Annotated in this window: 17 protein-coding genes and 1 other annotated feature; of the genes, 15 read left to right on the top strand and 2 right to left on the bottom strand. The window is 37.7% G+C overall.

The features are described from left to right. Positions 1-7 precede the first annotated feature (7 nt). The 6 genes from JFT95_RS19615 (at position 8) to JFT95_RS19590 (ending at position 5,962) form a co-directional block, all read left to right on the top strand. Positions 8-1,153, top strand: a complete 1,146-nt coding sequence (locus tag JFT95_RS19615; RefSeq protein WP_201053010.1) for a cysteine desulfurase family protein — start codon at positions 8-10, stop codon at positions 1,151-1,153. Between the two features lie 16 nt (positions 1,154-1,169). Then, positions 1,170-2,285: a tRNA 2-thiouridine(34) synthase MnmA gene (gene mnmA / locus JFT95_RS19610; protein ID WP_201053008.1), complete on the top strand. Its 1,116-nt coding sequence runs from the start codon at positions 1,170-1,172 to the stop codon at positions 2,283-2,285. 110 nt (positions 2,286-2,395) lie between these two features. Further along, positions 2,396-3,055 (top strand): tetratricopeptide repeat protein, encoded by a 660-nt coding sequence (locus tag JFT95_RS19605; RefSeq protein ID WP_002088750.1) that lies wholly within the window; start codon positions 2,396-2,398, stop codon positions 3,053-3,055. A 107-nt stretch (positions 3,056-3,162) separates the two neighbouring features. After that, entirely contained in the window at positions 3,163-5,499 is a 2,337-nt protein-coding gene (gene recD2 / locus JFT95_RS19600) for an SF1B family DNA helicase RecD2 (protein WP_201053006.1), read from the top strand. A 127-nt stretch (positions 5,500-5,626) separates the two neighbouring features. Next, the gene (locus tag JFT95_RS19595) at positions 5,627-5,815 is read left to right on the top strand and encodes a hypothetical protein (protein ID WP_002015288.1); all 189 of its coding nucleotides are present in this window, start codon (positions 5,627-5,629) and stop codon (positions 5,813-5,815) included. Between the two features lie 18 nt (positions 5,816-5,833). Beyond that, entirely contained in the window at positions 5,834-5,962 is a 129-nt protein-coding gene (locus JFT95_RS19590) for a YrzQ family protein (protein ID WP_002015286.1), read from the top strand. A 36-nt stretch (positions 5,963-5,998) separates the two neighbouring features. On the opposite strand, the gene JFT95_RS19585 is transcribed toward JFT95_RS19590, so the two are convergent. Beyond that, a complete protein-coding gene (locus JFT95_RS19585) occupies positions 5,999-6,211 on the bottom strand; it encodes a hypothetical protein (RefSeq protein ID WP_002015285.1) in 213 nt (70 codons plus the stop codon). 177 nt (positions 6,212-6,388) lie between these two features. Between JFT95_RS19585 and JFT95_RS19580 the strand changes: the two genes are divergently transcribed. Beyond that, positions 6,389-7,456 (top strand): AI-2E family transporter, encoded by a 1,068-nt coding sequence (locus tag JFT95_RS19580; protein ID WP_002129216.1) that lies wholly within the window; start codon positions 6,389-6,391, stop codon positions 7,454-7,456. Positions 7,457-7,494: 38 nt separating this feature from the next. Here JFT95_RS19580 and JFT95_RS19575 read toward each other — a convergent pair whose 3' ends face one another. Beyond that, a complete protein-coding gene (locus tag JFT95_RS19575; RefSeq protein ID WP_201053004.1) occupies positions 7,495-7,839 on the bottom strand; it encodes a PH domain-containing protein in 345 nt (114 codons plus the stop codon). A gap of 237 nt (positions 7,840-8,076) precedes the next feature. Continuing rightward, positions 8,077-8,295 (top strand) — a binding site (T-box leader). A 41-nt stretch (positions 8,296-8,336) separates the two neighbouring features. Between JFT95_RS19575 and alaS the strand changes: the two genes are divergently transcribed. The 8 genes from alaS to JFT95_RS19535 all read left to right on the top strand — a co-directional run bounded on the left by alaS (position 8,337) and on the right by JFT95_RS19535 (position 16,437). Continuing rightward, positions 8,337-10,979: an alanine--tRNA ligase gene (alaS, locus tag JFT95_RS19570; protein WP_201053002.1), complete on the top strand. Its 2,643-nt coding sequence runs from the start codon at positions 8,337-8,339 to the stop codon at positions 10,977-10,979. A gap of 78 nt (positions 10,980-11,057) precedes the next feature. Beyond that, entirely contained in the window at positions 11,058-11,324 is a 267-nt protein-coding gene (locus JFT95_RS19565; protein ID WP_000348591.1) for an IreB family regulatory phosphoprotein, read from the top strand. A gap of 3 nt (positions 11,325-11,327) precedes the next feature. Then, positions 11,328-11,741, top strand: a complete 414-nt coding sequence (ruvX, locus tag JFT95_RS19560; protein WP_001221204.1) for a Holliday junction resolvase RuvX — start codon at positions 11,328-11,330, stop codon at positions 11,739-11,741. Between the two features lie 12 nt (positions 11,742-11,753). Further along, entirely contained in the window at positions 11,754-12,032 is a 279-nt protein-coding gene (locus JFT95_RS19555) for a DUF1292 domain-containing protein (protein WP_002034112.1), read from the top strand. Positions 12,033-12,273: 241 nt separating this feature from the next. Continuing rightward, positions 12,274-13,344 carry an endolytic transglycosylase MltG gene (mltG, locus tag JFT95_RS19550; protein ID WP_002015278.1) on the top strand — a complete coding sequence of 357 codons (1,071 nt, stop codon included), beginning with the start codon at positions 12,274-12,276 and terminating at the stop codon, positions 13,342-13,344. A gap of 215 nt (positions 13,345-13,559) precedes the next feature. Further along, on the top strand, positions 13,560-14,201 hold the full coding sequence (locus JFT95_RS19545; protein WP_002034114.1) for an O-methyltransferase: 642 nt from the start codon (positions 13,560-13,562) through the stop codon (positions 14,199-14,201). Positions 14,202-14,208: 7 nt separating this feature from the next. After that, a complete protein-coding gene (locus JFT95_RS19540; RefSeq protein WP_201053000.1) occupies positions 14,209-15,138 on the top strand; it encodes a peptidase U32 family protein in 930 nt (309 codons plus the stop codon). 18 nt (positions 15,139-15,156) lie between these two features. Beyond that, on the top strand, positions 15,157-16,437 hold the full coding sequence (locus JFT95_RS19535) for a peptidase U32 family protein (RefSeq protein WP_201052998.1): 1,281 nt from the start codon (positions 15,157-15,159) through the stop codon (positions 16,435-16,437). The last annotated feature ends 3 nt before the right edge of the window (positions 16,438-16,440 follow it).

The following is a 16,440-nucleotide window of genomic DNA, read 5'->3' as shown; positions in this document are numbered from 1 at the left end:
AGATTTAATGGAACGCATTTACTTAGATCATGCTGCGACATCTCCGACTCACCCAGAAGTGGTCGAAAAGATGATTCCATATATGACAGAAACATTTGGAAACCCGTCTAGTATTCACTTTTATGGGCGTCAAACGCGCCATGCGGTAGATGAGGCGAGACGTGTGTGTGCACGTAGCATTCACGCGAGTCCAAATGAAATTATATTCACGAGCGGTGGTACAGAAGCTGATAATTTAGCACTTATAGGTGTAGCGCGTGCGAATCGTCATAAAGGTAACCACGTTATTACAACGCAAATTGAACATCATGCGATTTTGCATACGTGTGAATTGTTAGAGCGTGAAGGATTTGAAGTGACGTATTTACCTGTTGATGAAACAGGGCGTGTTCAAGTTTCTGACATACAAAAGGCACTAACGGAAGAGACGATTCTTGTATCTATTATGTTCGGGAATAATGAAGTAGGGACAATACAACCAATTGTGGAAATAGGAAAGCTGTTAAAAGAGCATCAAGCTTATTTCCACACAGATGCTGTACAAGCTTACGGTTTAATAGAAATAGATGTGAAAGAGTTTGGTATTGATTTATTATCGATTTCTGCTCACAAAATTAACGGCCCAAAAGGTGTAGGGTTCCTATATGCTGGTGTCAATGTGAAATTTGAACCGTTATTAATAGGCGGAGAGCAAGAAAGAAAACGTCGTGCTGGTACTGAAAATGTACCTAGTATTGTTGGACTTCAACATGCAGTTTCGCTAGCTGAAAAAACTCGTGAGCAAAAAAATGCCCAATATGAAGAGTTTAAAGATATAATGGTATCTGTCTTCAAAAATGAGGACATTCATTTCGAGGTAAACGGAGACTTGGAATATCGCTTACCACATGTGTTTAATATAAGTTTTACAGGAATGAACATTGAACCGTTTCTTGTAAACTTAGACTTAGCTGGCATTGCAGTATCAAGTGGTTCTGCTTGTACAGCTGGTTCGATTGATCCATCACATGTATTAGTGGCGATGTTCGGAAAAGACTCCGATCAAATACGTTCATCCGTACGCTTTAGTTTCGGACTTGGAAATACGAAAGAGCAAATTGAAAAAGCGGCGTACGAAACAGTGAAAATCGTGAAGCGATTAACACAAAATTAGCATGGGAGGTGACATGATGAACAAACTACCTCAAGAAACACGCGTTGTCATCGGGATGTCCGGTGGCGTCGATTCATCTGTAGCAGCTCTTTTATTAAAAGAGCAGGGTTATGATGTAATCGGAATTTTTATGAAAAACTGGGATGATACAGATGCAAATGGTGTCTGCACAGCAACAGAAGATTACAATGATGTAATTGAAGTGTGTAACCAAATCGGTATTCCGTATTATGCAGTAAACTTTGAAAAACAATACTGGGATAAAGTATTTACGTACTTTTTAGATGAGTACCGAGCTGGTCGTACACCAAACCCAGATGTAATGTGTAACAAAGAAATTAAATTTAAAGCATTTTTAGAGCATGCAATTGCACTTGGTGCTGATTATGTAGCAACAGGTCATTATGCACGCGTTGCTTATATGGACGGCGAATATAAAATGCTTCGCGGCGTTGATGACAATAAAGATCAAACATATTTCTTAAATCAATTAAGCCAAGAGCAACTATCAAAAACAATGTTCCCATTAGGTGAATTAAAGAAACCGCAAATTCGCGAAATGGCGACAGAAGCTGGTTTAGCGACAGCGGCGAAGAAAGATAGTACTGGTATTTGCTTCATCGGTGAGCGTAACTTTAAAGATTTCTTAAGTAACTATTTACCGGCGCAACCAGGTGTGATGCAAACATTATCTGGTGAAATGAAAGGGAAACATGATGGTTTAATGTATTATACAATTGGACAACGTCATGGCCTTGGTATTGGTGGTAATGGTGATCCGTGGTTTGCTGTGGGAAAAAACTTGAAAGAAAACATTTTATATGTTGATCAAGGATTCCATAACGAACTTCTATATGGTGATGAAGTTATTGCTACGAATGTAGGCTGGGTAAGTAATAAAGCGAAGGAAAAAGAATTTACGTGTACAGCGAAATTCCGTTATCGTCAAGCAGACAATAAAGTAACGGTTCAAATCGTTGATGAAAATACAGTTCGTATTCTTTGTGATGAGCCAATTCGTGCGATTACGCCAGGCCAAGCAGTTGTTTTCTATGATGGAGATGAGTGCTTAGGCGGCGCTACAATTGATGAAGTATATCATAGTGGTAAGAAATTAGATTATTTAGGATAACACGAGAAGCCTCTGCCGATTAGCGGTTAGAGGTTTCTTTTACATAAAGCGAATTTTTGTTCGCTTGGAAAATACATTCTTTGTTATAATTTGTTGTAGAGGTGAAGGATATGTCAAACAAACTTGAAACAGGTATTAAATATATGCAAGAAGGAAACTGGGAAGAAGCAGCTGAAAATTTCACAGAAGCAATCGAAGAAAATCCGAAAGATGCGCTTGGATACATTAACTTTGCGAATTTATTAGATGTATTAGGTGATAGTGAGCGAGCAATTTTATTTTATAAACGTGCATTAGAATTAGATGGTAAATCTGCGGCTGCTTATTATGGCTTAGGAAACGTATATTATGGTCAAGAGCAATTTGCAGAGGCGAAGGCTGTATTTGAACAAGCGATGCAAGTGGGATTACAATCAGCTGACGTAACATTTATGTTAGGTATCACACATGTGCAACTTGGAAATGATCGTCTTGCACTTCCATTTTTACAAAGAGCGACGGAATTAGATGAAGGCGATGTAGAAGCTGTGTTCCAATGCGGACTTTGCTTCGCACGACTAGAACATATTCAAGAGGCAAAACCTTATTTTGAAAAGGTGTTAGAAATGGATGAAGAGCATGCAGATGCGTATTATAATTTAGGTGTTGCGTACGTATTCGAGGAGAATAACGAGAAAGCTCTTACTTTATTTAAGAAAGCGACTGAAATTCAAGCAGACCACTTTTTAGCTGGTAATGGTATTCGTTTATTAGAGCAAGAAGCTGAATAAAGTGAACTTATAGTTTAATGCGCAGTTACCCCTCATCTAAAGATTGTGAAAGAGGTGGGGGATGTACTGCTCATTAAAGTGAAAAGAACTCGGAAAGGAGAGGCAATATGGGAAATCAACATGCAATGGATTTGTTTGAGGAAGAAAAAAAATTTATAAAAGCGCAAGTTCTTCATACCATTTTCCACAACGAAGAAAACCTCTATTCCGTTGTCAGTATGAAAGTCATTGAAACGAATGAAACATACGACGAAAAAAAAGTAATGATAAACGGTCATTTTCCCCGTATGCATGAAGATGAAGTGTTTACATTAACAGGTCACTTTAAAGACCACCCAAAGTATGGAAAACAATATTTAGTTGAAACGTTTAAAAAAGAACTGCCACAAACAAAAGCAGGTATGGTGCAATATTTAGCGAGCGATTTATTTAAAGGGATTGGAAAGCGTACAGCTGAAAAAATCGTGGACCATCTTGGTGAGCATGCGATTTCTAAAATTATGGATGATCCGGATGCGTTAAGTGGTGTTGTAAACAAGCAAAAAGCGCAGGAAATATATGAGACGATTATTGAGCATCAAGGGCTCGAGAAAGTGATGAGTTTTTTAAATGGTTACGGTTTTGGAACAAAACTTTCTATTAAAATTTATCAGCAATATAAAGAGATGACATTAGAAGTGATTCGTAATAATCCGTATAAACTTATTGAAGAAGTGGACGGAATTGGATTTGGAAGAGCAGATGATATAGGGCGTGCAATCGGAATAACGGGCAATCACGACGACCGTGTACGTGCAGGGTGTTTTTATACGTTAGAGAATATTTCATTACAACTCGGTCACGTGTATATGGAAAAAGGTCAGCTTGTAAGAGAAACGATGTCACTTTTAAATAATCAAGAAGGCAGAGTGACTGAGGAAGGTATTGTAGGCTGCGTTGAAATGATGCAAAGCGAAGGGAAAGTCATTATAGAAGAAGAGCGAGTGTATTTAGCTTCTTTATTCTATTCTGAGAAAGGCGTTGTAAAGTCAATTCGTCGTCTTATGAATCAAGAAGAAACCCCTGCATTCCCTGAAGCAGAAGTGTTAAAAACATTAGGAGAAATTGAAGAACAGCTAAAGGTACAGTATGCGCCGCTTCAGCAAGAAGCAGTTCAAACTGCACTTCATAAGCCGATGATGTTATTAACAGGTGGACCAGGGACGGGGAAAACAACAGTTATTAAAGGAATTGTTGAAATGTATGCGTCACTTCACGGAGTATCATTAAATCCGAATGAATATAGTGATGATAATCCATTTCCAATATTATTAACGGCCCCAACTGGAAGAGCGGCGAAGCGCATGAGTGAATCGACAGGACTTCCAGCTTGCACAATTCATCGTCTGCTTGGATGGACGCCAGAAGGATCTTTTCAGCGCAATGAAACAGACCCTGTACAAGGGAAGCTCCTTATTATTGATGAGTTTTCGATGGTAGATATTTGGCTTGCAAATCAATTGTTTAAATCCTTGCCGACGAACATCCAAGTAATCGTTGTAGGTGATGAAGACCAATTACCATCGGTAGGACCTGGACAAGTGTTGAAAGATTTATTAAATGCAGGTGCCATTCCAACGGTAAAACTCACAGAAATTTATCGTCAGGCAGAAGGTTCGTCTGTTATTCAGCTTGCCCATGCGATAAAAGACGGGACGCTCCCGCCAGATTTAGCACAAAATAAAAAAGATCGTTCATTTATCAGCTGTGCAGGTGCTCAAATTGTTGAGGTTGTTAAAAAGGTTTGTGAAAATGCTAAGACAAAAGGCTTTAGTGCAAGAGATGTACAAGTATTGGCACCAATGTATCGCGGACCAGCAGGTATTAATGTGTTAAATGAAGCTCTTCAAGAAGTGTTTAATCCGAAAAAAGAAAAGAGTAAAGAAATTGCCTACGGTGACGTTGTATACCGCAGAGGTGATAAAGTACTTCAATTAGTCAATCAGCCGGAAAGCCAAGTGTTTAATGGTGATATTGGAGAAATTGTTTCAGTATTTTATGCGAAAGAAAATGTCGAGCAACAAGATATGATTATCGTTTCATTTGATGGAATTGAAGTAACATATACAAAGCCGGATTTAAATCAAATTACGCATGCCTATTGCTGCTCGATTCATAAATCGCAAGGTAGTGAATTCCCAATAGTTATTATGCCAATTGTAAAGAGCTACTACCGTATGTTACGTCGTAATTTAATTTACACGGGTATTACAAGGAGTAAGAAATTCCTTATTATTTGCGGGGAGGAAGCAGCGTTTCAATCCGGTGTAAATCGCCTTGATGATGCAATGCGTCAAACGACTTTAGCTGGCCGATTGCAAGAATCACAAGGAGAAGTGCAGATGGTGACAGTTAATGGTGAAGAAATGGACGTGGAAAACATTTCACCGTATGATTTCATGTAACAAGGTGAAATTATATAGTGAACCTTTCAAACGTATAACGTTGAAAGGTTCTAGCAATGTATAAATGAATGCAGTTTGGACATAATGGCGAATAGAATCTGGGAGACTGTAAGGAGATGAAAGCCATATGTTCAGTTGTCCAAATTGCAAAGGGAAAGACATCGGAAAAATAGGTGTCAACCAATTTTATTGCTGGAATTGTTATATCGAATTATCGGTTTCAAAGGGGAAAATCCATACACATCAAGTAGAGGAAGATGGTTCATTAAGCTCTCTTGATGATTTATTTGATGATAATGAAAGAACGATCGGATAACGAAAAGGGGGATTTACTTTGAATCTACGCAATTCATTAATCGCATTAGGTGTTGGAGCTGCAGCGTATCAATATGCTCGCAAACAAGATGTATTCTCAAAACGCAATGTGAAAAAAGCACGTAAGATGATTAAGTCTTATTTATAAGGCGTAAAAAACTCCCTTTATGATAAGGGAGTTTTTTTATGCGCTTGTATGCAAATATAAAAGTCCGATTTCAGAGAAGAGATAAGATAAACCGTAGCATCCAACGCCAAGCATTCCATAATGCCATAAGTGCTTAGCTCTTTCCTTTCGTGAGGAACGAATAAAGAAGCCTTTCCAAATACCAAACCCGATACAAATCCATTCAAGAAGCATAAAAAGTGCGGATAATGCAAGCATAAATAAGATCATTATGAGCCCTCCTGATTATATTTTGACATTTTGTATTTTCAAGGGGTGGTTGTCCTTATTATGTTAAATATATGTATGTCTTTAAAAAACAGTATGGTCTGTATAAAAAGATTTTAAAACTTTTGCACATAACCTAACCTATTTATTTTCAAAATAAAGATGGAGGAGGTTTTTCGTGTGAAGAATCTTAAAATCATTTGGATATATCGTTTAGGATTATTGTTACTCGTTTTTCTTTGTTTGCTCGTCTTTTTAAAAATCAAGCCACTATGGGCACCGATTATTTTTGTATTTAAAGTGGCAATCACACCGTTCTTTATTGCTTGTTTTATTGCTTATTTATTACACCCTTTAATTGAAAAAATCCATAAGGAAGGAATGCCACGCACACTTGCTATTTTGCTCATTTATATTCTTTTCTTTGGCGGAATTGGCTATGGAATTTATAAAGGAACGCCAGTTGTTATTAAACAGTTACAAGAAATTAATGAACAATTTCCGCAGTTTACAAAAATGTACGATTCTTGGATGGATGGAGTTACAGAACAAACAGCGAATTTCCCATCATTTATTCATGAAAAGGTGAAACAAATTTTTGGTGGTGTAGAAACGAAGATTCAAGCGCTTTTAAATAAAGTCATGAGCACAGCTCGTGGTGTACTGGATTCGTTACTCATTATTTTCTTAATTCCGTTCATTGTATTTTACATATTAAAAGATTACGGTGAGTTTTATCATATATTTTGGAAATTAGTCCCGAGTAAGTGGCGTAGTACGGGGCAAATGCTTGCGAAAGAAATTGATAAATCACTCGGAAGTTATATTCGAGGGCAGTTATTTGTTTGCTTAGTATTAGGGGGAGTATCTGTTCTTTCTTTTTGGTTTATCGGTATGAAATATCCGTTATTACTCGGTATTATTATTGGGGTAACGGATATAATCCCGTACTTTGGTCCTATTTTAGGGGCGATTCCGACGTTGATGATTGCAGCAACGGTATCAACGAGTTTACTCATTAAGGCGGGAATTACGATTGCTATTTTGCAATTTTTGGAAAGTAACATTTTATCGCCTTACATCGTTGGTAAGTCGCTTCGTATGCATCCTGTGATCATTATGTTTGCATTACTAGTAGGGGGAGAAGTTGCGGGGATTGTAGGATTACTAATATCGGTTCCTATTTTAGCGGTCATTCGGACAGTGGTCGTTCATGTGAGGCCTCTTTGGAAAAAAGAAGATGTGTAATATGATAGCCCTCTACTTATAAAAGTAGAGGGCTATCATTATTTAGAGAGTTGCTCGTGTATTTGTTGAACGAGAGAACTTACATCATTTGTTTGAATATGTTTTATTTTTTTCCATTCATTATCGTACATAAATATAATTTGATTGCTGAAAAGACGCTTTTGCTCTTTTAGATTAGAAATGTTTGCAAAAGAGTACTCTTCAAATATTGGGTTCTTACTTACATCTGGTCCATAAAAGAAGAGCCGTTTGTTCGTTAAAATTAACAGTCCTGGTCTTGCGACGGAACGATATATAAATATATTTAATGAGCATGCTGCATAAAAAAGGATTTTTTCATCAGTTGCTAACATTTCTTTAGCTTGATTCAATAAGGTTGTCATTGTAATCGCTCCTTTATTGTTAATAATTTAATTATAACAAATAATGTAATATTTAGAAATTTGCATAAAGTATTTTTTGAGAGAAGATTCCTATTTAGTAATAAATGCATAATATATTTAAAGGCTGTTAAGAATGAATAGTAGAATAACTATGATTAATAAGCAATTGATACAATATAAATGATTATCTACATTGACAAACTTAAGAGAATTCTATTATATTTAGTCATATAATACATTAAATCAATGACGGAACAAGTACGTTACAGTCCATTTGTAGAGAGAAGCTTCCACTGGCTGAAAGGAGCTTTAAATGAAGGGTAACAGAAAGCTAATCCTGAGAGCAGCTAATCACTGCCGTCTTGCCACGTTACGGCACCATGAGGTGATGAATTGATTGTTATAATAATCAATTCATAATTAGGGTGGTATCGCGAGTTAACTCTCGTCCCTTTTATTAGGGGCGGGAGTTTTTTATATTTAAGGAGGAAAATACAATGAAACAACTAACAGGCGCACAAATTCGTCAAATGTTTTTAGACTTTTTCCAAGAAAAAGGACATGCAGTAGAACCAAGTGCATCACTAGTTCCTCATGAAGATCCATCTCTGTTATGGATTAATAGTGGTGTAGCGACATTAAAGAAATATTTTGATGGACGTGTAATCCCGCAAAATCCACGTATTACAAATGCACAAAAATCAATTCGTACAAACGATATTGAAAACGTTGGGAAAACGGCTCGTCACCATACATTCTTTGAAATGTTAGGGAACTTCTCAATCGGTGATTACTTCAAAGAAGAAGCAATTACTTGGGCTTGGGAATTTCTAACGAGCGACAAATGGATTGGATTCGATAAAGAATTACTATCTGTTACAATTCATCCGGAAGATGAAGAAGCATTCACAATTTGGAATGAGAAAATGGGTGTTCCAAAAGAACGCATCATCCGTTTAGAAGAAAACTTCTGGGATATCGGTGAAGGACCAAGTGGACCGAATACAGAAATTTTCTATGACCGCGGTGAATCTTACGGTAATGACTTTAGCGACCCAGAATTATATCCGGGCGGAGAAAACGAGCGTTACTTAGAAGTATGGAACCTTGTATTCTCTCAATTTAACCATAATCCAGACGGTTCATATACGCCACTTCCTAAGAAAAACATCGATACAGGGATGGGTCTAGAGCGTATGACATCTATCGTTCAAGATGTACCTACGAACTTTGATACAGACCTATTCATGCCGATGATTGGTGCAACAGAATCAATTTCTGGTGAGAAATATCGTAATGGCGATTTAGAAAAAGATATGGCGTTTAAAGTAATTGCTGACCATATCCGTACAGTAACATTCGCTGTTGGTGACGGTGCTCTTCCATCTAACGAAGGCCGTGGTTATGTATTACGTCGTTTATTACGCCGTGCTGTTCGTTATTCTAAGAAATTAAACATCAACCGTCCATTCATGTTTGAATTAGTACCGGTTGTTGGAGAAGTAATGAAAGACTTCTATCCAGAAGTACTTGAAAAGAAAGATTTCATCGCAAAAGTTGTGAAGAATGAAGAAGAGCGTTTCCATGAAACACTTCATGATGGTGAATCAATTTTAGCTGAAGTAATTGCAAAAGCGAAAGAAGAAAAAACAACTGTTATTTCTGGCGTAGATGCGTTCCGCCTATACGACACGTACGGTTTCCCAATTGAATTAACAGAAGAATATGCAGAAGAAGCTGGTATGACAGTTGATCAAGCGGGCTTTGAAAATGAAATGGAGAAACAACGTGAGCGTGCACGTGCTGCTCGTCAAGACGTTGATTCTATGCAAGTTCAAGGCGGTGTACTTGGTGAAGTTAAAGTAGCGAGTGAATTCGTTGGTTACGGTACAGTTGCAACGGAAAGTAACGTTGTTGCACTTGTGAAAAATGGTGAGTATACAGATAGCTTACAAGCAGGTGAAGAAGGACAATTAATGCTTGATGTAACGCCATTCTACGCTGAGAGCGGTGGACAAATTGCAGACCGCGGTTACCTTCTTGCTGACGGCGTAAAAGTTGTTGTAAAAGACGTACAAAAAGCACCAAATGGCCAAAACTTACACAAAGTTGTTGTTGAAGAAGGTACATTAACGAAAGATGCGGCTGTAAAAGCTGTTATCGATACGAAAAACCGTAGTAGCGTTGTGAAAAACCATACAGCAACTCACTTACTGCACCAAGCATTAAAAGACGTACTTGGAATGCATGTTAACCAAGCTGGTTCTCTTGTAACTTCTGAACGTTTACGCTTTGACTTCTCACACTTCGGCCAAGTACAAGCTGATGAGTTAGAAAAAATTGAGCGTATCGTAAACGAAAAAATTTGGGAAAGTATTGATGTTGAGATTTCTCAAAAAGCAATCGAAGAAGCGAAAGAAATGGGTGCAATGGCATTATTCGGTGAAAAATACGGAGATGTTGTACGCGTTGTACAAGTTGGAGGTTACAGCTTAGAGCTTTGCGGTGGTTGTCACGTTGATAACACAGCGTCTATCGGTATTTTCAAAATCGTTGCTGAGTCTGGTATCGGTGCAGGAACTCGTCGTATTGAGGCGGTAACTGGTAAGTCTGCATACGAATTAATGAACGATCAAGTAGGTTTATTAAAAGAAGCAGCAGGAAAAATGAAAACAAATCCAAAAGATATTTTAACAAGAGTTGATGGTTTGTTTACTGAAGTAAAACAACTTCAAAAAGAAAACGAATCTCTTGCTGCGAAATTAAGCAATATCGAAGCTGGAAACTTAACTGATTCAGTAATGACAGTTGATGGCGTGAACGTATTAGCGGCGAAAGTAAATGTTGCAGATATGAACAACTTACGTACAATGATGGATGACCTTAAAAATAAATTAGAGTCTGCAGTTGTTGTATTAGCGTCTGTAAATGACGATAAGGTAAACATTTTAGCTGGCGTAACGAAAGATTTAATTAGTCAAGGTTACCATGCGGGTAAACTTGTGAAAGAAGTAGCTTCTCGTTGTGGAGGCGGCGGTGGTGGCCGTCCTGATATGGCACAAGCAGGCGGTAAAAACCCAGCGCAAGTAGAGGAAGCTTTAGCGTTTGTACAAGAGTACGTTAAATCTGTTTCAAAATAAAGAGATAGTAGTGTACAATGGTAGGGAGAGGAGAAGTTCTTCTCCCTATACTTACTACTTACAAGTGAGGTGCTTGAAATGGACGGTTTTGATAAGACAATGAAGTTTAGCATTCAAGATGAAAAACAGAGTGTCCATGTAAATGATGTACTTTTAACTGTGTATGATGCACTTCAAGAAAAAGGTTATAATCCGATTAACCAAATCGTCGGTTATTTATTAAGTGGAGATCCAGCATACATACCTCGCCATAAAGATGCACGAAGCATCGTTCGCAAGCTTGAACGTGATGAGATAATTGAAGAGCTTGTGAAGTCTTACTTGAAACATCATCGTGAGGAGTAGTTTATGCGGATATTAGGTTTAGATGTTGGTACTAAAACAGTCGGTGTTGCAATGAGCGATGAAATGGGCTGGACAGCACAAGGGCTGGAAACAATCAGGATTAACGAAGAACGAGGCCACTTTGGTTTTGACCGTATTTCTGAGTTGGTAAAACAGTACAATGTGGACAAAATAGTAGTAGGTTTACCTAAAAATATGAATGGTACAATCGGCCCTCGTGGTGAAGCGTGCCAGCAATTTGCAGAAAACCTGCGAAATCTGTTACAATTAGAAGTTGTAATGTGGGACGAGCGTTTGTCGACGATGGCAGCGGAACGTCTGCTCATTTCAGCTGATGTGAGCCGTAAGAAGCGAAAACAGGTAATCGATAAGATGGCTGCAGTCGTGATCTTACAAGGATTTTTAGATAGTAAATAAGAGGTGACCAAAATGGAAGAAAATCAAATTACAATTGTAGACGAAAAAGGAAACGAACATTTATGTGAAATTATTTTCACTTTTGATGCTGAAAAATTCGGCAAAAAATCTTACGTAGTCTTCTCTCCAATCGGTGAAGTAGACGAAGATGGAGACCAAATCTTCGATGCAATGGCATATGAGCAAAGTGAAGAAGAGGGCGGAACATTACTTTCAATTGAATCTGAAGAAGAGTGGGAAATGGTACAAGAAATGTTTAACACTCTTGCTGATGAGCAAGAAGAAGAATAGTAATGGATAAAAAGGCGAACTGTGTACACAGTTCGCCTTTTTTGTATTCATATGCAAAATGACAGATTTTTTGTCGAAACTACTTAATTGTTTATAGTATAATAAGACGGGTTGTATGAAAAAAGGCTTTAAATAAGTAGCTGTCACCGATTATTTAGAAATGATTGGTTTTGCTTTATGTTTGTAGGGCATTGTATAGAGGAAGTGTATACGGTCTACAATTGAATAAGGAGGAAGAATTTTGGTAGAGAATCAAGTGAAGAAGAAGCGTAGACGCATTTTTTTAATTTCGATTATCGCACTGCTTTTAGTTTGTGGATCAGTCTATGCGTATATTTCATCTGCATTAGGGCCAGTTGATAGCGGAAATAAAAAAGAGATTGAGGTAGAGATTCCAAAGGGGTCATCTACAAGTAAAATCGGTGAGATTTTAGAAGAAAAAGGTGCTGTGAAAAGCAGTACAGTTTTTAGTTTTTATACGAAATTTAAGTCGAAAAGCTTACAAGCAGGTACATATTTATTAAATCCTTCGATGAGCGCCAACGATGTCATTGAACAAATGTCATCTGGCAACGTACATCGTCCGGCTCTTTATAAAGTGACGATTAAAGAAGGGGCGCAAGTAACTGAAATTGCTGAAGTGATTGCGGCAGAATTAAAGTGGAATAAAGATGATGTTGTGCGTCAATTAAACGATAAAGCATTTATCCAAAAAATGCAGCAAAAGTATCCGAAGCTATTAACGGATAAAATTTTTGATAGTAACATTAAATATCCACTAGAAGGATACTTATATCCAGCAACGTATTCTTTCTATAAAAAGGATACAAAATTAGAAGAAATTGTAATCCCGATGCTTGAGAAAACAAATGCAATTATTGTTCAAAATGAGGCGAAAATGAAAGCGAAGAACTGGGATGTTCATCAACTTCTCACGTTGTCTTCACTTATTGAAGAAGAGGCTACTGGCTTTACTGATCGCCAAAAAATCTCTAGTGTTTTCTATAATCGTTTAGCGAAAGGTATGCCGCTTCAAACGGATCCGACGGTATTATACGCGCTTGGAAAGCATAAACAACGTGTATTATACGAAGACTTGAAAGTAAACTCACCGTACAATACGTATGTTGTGAAAGGGTTGCCGGTTGGACCGATTGCAAACTCTGGTAAACATTCAGTGGAAGCAGCGTTAGATCCTGCGCAAACAGATTATTATTATTTCTTAGCTGCACCAAGTGGTGAGGTGTATTATGCGAAAACATTAGAAGAACATAATGCATTAAAGCAAAAATACATTACAAAAAAACAGTGAAATGGGGAGGGATAGCGAAAAGGGTCGCATATCCCTCTTTTTTGTGGTAAAATATATCGGGTTAAAAACTGGCAGAAGAATCGTTTTTAATATCAAAACGGGACGTACAAGCTAAGGGTGAAACTGGCTTGTATTTTTATTGCATTCTATGTGTGAAAAGACAAAGGTTGACGCGTCATAGAGGCACTTCTCCATGTAAATAAGGAGGACCAATTATGGAGGATGCAGTTAACGAGTACCTATTATCATTTATTGATCCAAAAGATAAATTAATTCTTGAAATGGAAGAGTATGCAACTGAAAACCATGTGCCGATTATGGATCGACTTGGAATGGAATTTATGCTGCAATTTTTACGTTTAATTGGACCGGAAAGTATTTTAGAACTTGGAACAGCAATCGGTTATTCTAGTATTCGTATGATGCAAGCTATTCCGAACTCTCGCATTGTGACAGTAGAGCGCAATCGTGAACGATATGAAAAGGCACTTGAATATATAGAATGTTCCTCGGTAACAGACCGTATTTCTGTTATTTACGGTGATGCTTTAGAAACGGGCGAACAAGTGAAAGAACATGGAACATTTGATGTTATTTTTATTGATGCAGCGAAAGGGCAGTATCGTCGCTTTTTTGACTTATACGAACCGTTATTAAATCCTGGTGGCGTTATTATTTCAGATAACGTTATGTACCATGGTCTTGTGACGACAAAAGAGAAAATTGAAAATAGACGTACCCGTGGTTTGATTCGTCGTATTAAGACGTACAATGAATGGCTTATGAATCATGAAGGATATGATACAACGATTTTCCCAATTGGCGATGGAGTGGCTGTAAGTAAAAAGAGAGGGTGACAAAAGTATGAAGAAACCTGAATTGTTAGTAACGCCTAGAGCGGTGGCGGATATTGAACCTCTTGCGAAAGCAGGGGCAGATGCAGTAATGGTTGGTGAACAAAAGTTTGGTTTACGTTTGGCAGGAGAGTTTTCACGTGAAGATGTGAAACAAGCTGTAAACATTGCGCATGAAAATGGTGTGAAAGTATACGTTGCAATGAATGCAATGTTCCACAATGATAAAGTAGAAGAATTAACGGACTATGTTGCCTTTTTAAATGAGGTAAATGTAGATGCGATTGTTTTCGGAGATCCAGCGGTATTAATGGCTGTTCGTGAAGTTGCACCAAATATGCAACTTCACTGGAATACAGAAACGACAGCAACAAACTGGTTTACTTGTAACTATTGGGGGCAAAGAGGAGCGAAACGCGCTGTATTAGCTCGTGAGCTTAGCTTAGATGAAATTGCTGAATTAAAAGAAAATGCTGAAGTGGAACTTGAAGTACAAATTCACGGTATGACTTGCATGTTCCAATCGAAGCGTTCACTAGTAGGAAACTACTTTGAGTATCAAGGGCGTAATCTCGACATCGAAAAGAAAAAGTATGAAGAGAATATGTTCTTATACGACCCGGAACGTAATAACAAATATCCAATTTATGAAGATGAAAATGGTACTCACATTATGAGTCCGAATGATATTTGTTTCATCGATGAGTTAGAGGAACTAATCGATGCTGAAGTCGATAGCTTAAAAATTGATGGTGTCCTAAAAATTTCTGAGTACATTATTGAGGTAACGAAGAAATATCGTAAGGCGATTGATTTATGTGTAGAAGATCGTGATGCGTATTATGACGTGAAAGATGATTTATTTAAAGAGATAGAAGAAATACAACCGGTAAATCGTCCGTTAGATACAGGATTCTTCTTTAAAGAAACGGTTTACTAAACGAGGAGGGTGTAGGAAATGACTGTACAAGAAATTTCACGAGTGATCGATGGCAAACGCGTTATTGTGAAAAAACCTGAACTGTTAATCCCTGCGGGTAACTTAGAAAAATTAAAAGTAGCTATCCATTATGGGGCAGATGCTGTATATTTAGGTGGACAAGAATTTGGTCTTCGTTCTAATGCAGGTAACTTTACGCTGGAAGACATGGCAGAAGGCGTTGGATTTGCAAAGAAATATGGAGCAAAAATATACGTAACAACAAATATTTTTGCACATAATGAAAATATGGATGGGCTAGAGGAATATTTAAAAGGGATTGAAAAAGCTGGCGTAACGGGAATTATCGTTGCCGATCCGCTTATTATTGAGACATGTAAACGTGTGGCGCCTTCTGTTGAGGTGCATTTAAGTACACAACAATCACTATCCAACTGGAAAGCAGCACAGTATTGGAAAGAAGAAGGTTTACATCGTCTTGTATTAGCTCGTGAAGCAAGCTATGAAGAAATGAAAGAAATTAAAGAAAAAGTTGATGTTGAAATTGAAGCATTCGTCCATGGTGCAATGTGTATCGCGTATTCAGGGAGATGTACATTAAGTAACCATATGACAGCGCGTGACTCTAACCGTGGTGGTTGTTGTCAATCTTGCCGCTGGGATTATGATTTAGTTCAAACGGTATCACAACATAAAGATGCAAAAGAGCTTCCTCTATTCCAAGAAGAAGATGCTCACTTTGCGATGAGTCCAAAAGATTTAAATTTAATCTTATCAATTCCGAAAATGATTGAAATTGGAATTGATAGCTTAAAAGTTGAAGGACGTATGAAATCTATCCATTACGTAGCGACTGTAGCAACCGTATATCGTAAAGTAATTGATGCGTATTGTGCGGATCCGGATAACTTTGAGTTTAAACAAGAATGGTTAGATGAACTTGATAAATGTGCAAATCGTGATACAGCTCCTGCATTCTTTGAAGGGGTTCCAGGACATCAAGAGCAAATGTTTGGAAATCATAGTAAGAAAACAACGTATGATTTTGCTGGTTTAGTGTTAGATTATAATGAAGAAACGGGCATCGTAACGCTTGAGCAACGTAATCACTTCAAACCAGGACATGAAGTGGAGTTCTTTGGGCCAGAAATAGAAAACTTTACGCAGACGGTGGAGAAAATTTGGGATGAGGATGGAAACGAATTAGATGCAGCGAGACATCCGTTGCAAATCGTGAAATTCAAAGTGGATCAACCAGTGTATGTGAATAATATGATGCGCAAAAACATACTTCAATAAGAA

This window comes from Bacillus sp. TH17, assembly GCF_016651125.1.
Taxonomy (GTDB): Bacteria; Bacillota; Bacilli; order Bacillales; family Bacillaceae_G; genus Bacillus_A; species Bacillus_A mycoides.
The sequence above is the reverse complement of the archived record's forward strand: the minus strand, read 5'-3'. Positions and strand labels throughout refer to the sequence as shown.

What these genes read in the sequence shown, in the direction of transcription:
- JFT95_RS19615 (WP_201053010.1), top strand. Translation starts at nt 8, where the DNA reads ATGGAACGCATTTACTTAGATCATGCTGCGACATCTCCGACTCACCCA.
- mnmA (WP_201053008.1), top strand. Translation starts at nt 1,170, where the DNA reads ATGAACAAACTACCTCAAGAAACACGCGTTGTCATCGGGATGTCCGGT.
- JFT95_RS19605 (WP_002088750.1), top strand. Translation starts at nt 2,396, where the DNA reads ATGTCAAACAAACTTGAAACAGGTATTAAATATATGCAAGAAGGAAAC.
- recD2 (WP_201053006.1), top strand. Translation starts at nt 3,163, where the DNA reads ATGGGAAATCAACATGCAATGGATTTGTTTGAGGAAGAAAAAAAATTT.
- JFT95_RS19595 (WP_002015288.1), top strand. Translation starts at nt 5,627, where the DNA reads ATGTTCAGTTGTCCAAATTGCAAAGGGAAAGACATCGGAAAAATAGGT.
- JFT95_RS19585 (WP_002015285.1), bottom strand. Translation starts at nt 6,211, where the DNA reads ATGATCTTATTTATGCTTGCATTATCCGCACTTTTTATGCTTCTTGAA.
- JFT95_RS19575 (WP_201053004.1), bottom strand. Translation starts at nt 7,839, where the DNA reads ATGACAACCTTATTGAATCAAGCTAAAGAAATGTTAGCAACTGATGAA.
- alaS (WP_201053002.1), top strand. Translation starts at nt 8,337, where the DNA reads ATGAAACAACTAACAGGCGCACAAATTCGTCAAATGTTTTTAGACTTT.
- JFT95_RS19565 (WP_000348591.1), top strand. Translation starts at nt 11,058, where the DNA reads ATGGACGGTTTTGATAAGACAATGAAGTTTAGCATTCAAGATGAAAAA.
- ruvX (WP_001221204.1), top strand. Translation starts at nt 11,328, where the DNA reads ATGCGGATATTAGGTTTAGATGTTGGTACTAAAACAGTCGGTGTTGCA.
- JFT95_RS19555 (WP_002034112.1), top strand. Translation starts at nt 11,754, where the DNA reads ATGGAAGAAAATCAAATTACAATTGTAGACGAAAAAGGAAACGAACAT.
- JFT95_RS19545 (WP_002034114.1), top strand. Translation starts at nt 13,560, where the DNA reads ATGGAGGATGCAGTTAACGAGTACCTATTATCATTTATTGATCCAAAA.
- JFT95_RS19540 (WP_201053000.1), top strand. Translation starts at nt 14,209, where the DNA reads ATGAAGAAACCTGAATTGTTAGTAACGCCTAGAGCGGTGGCGGATATT.
- JFT95_RS19535 (WP_201052998.1), top strand. Translation starts at nt 15,157, where the DNA reads ATGACTGTACAAGAAATTTCACGAGTGATCGATGGCAAACGCGTTATT.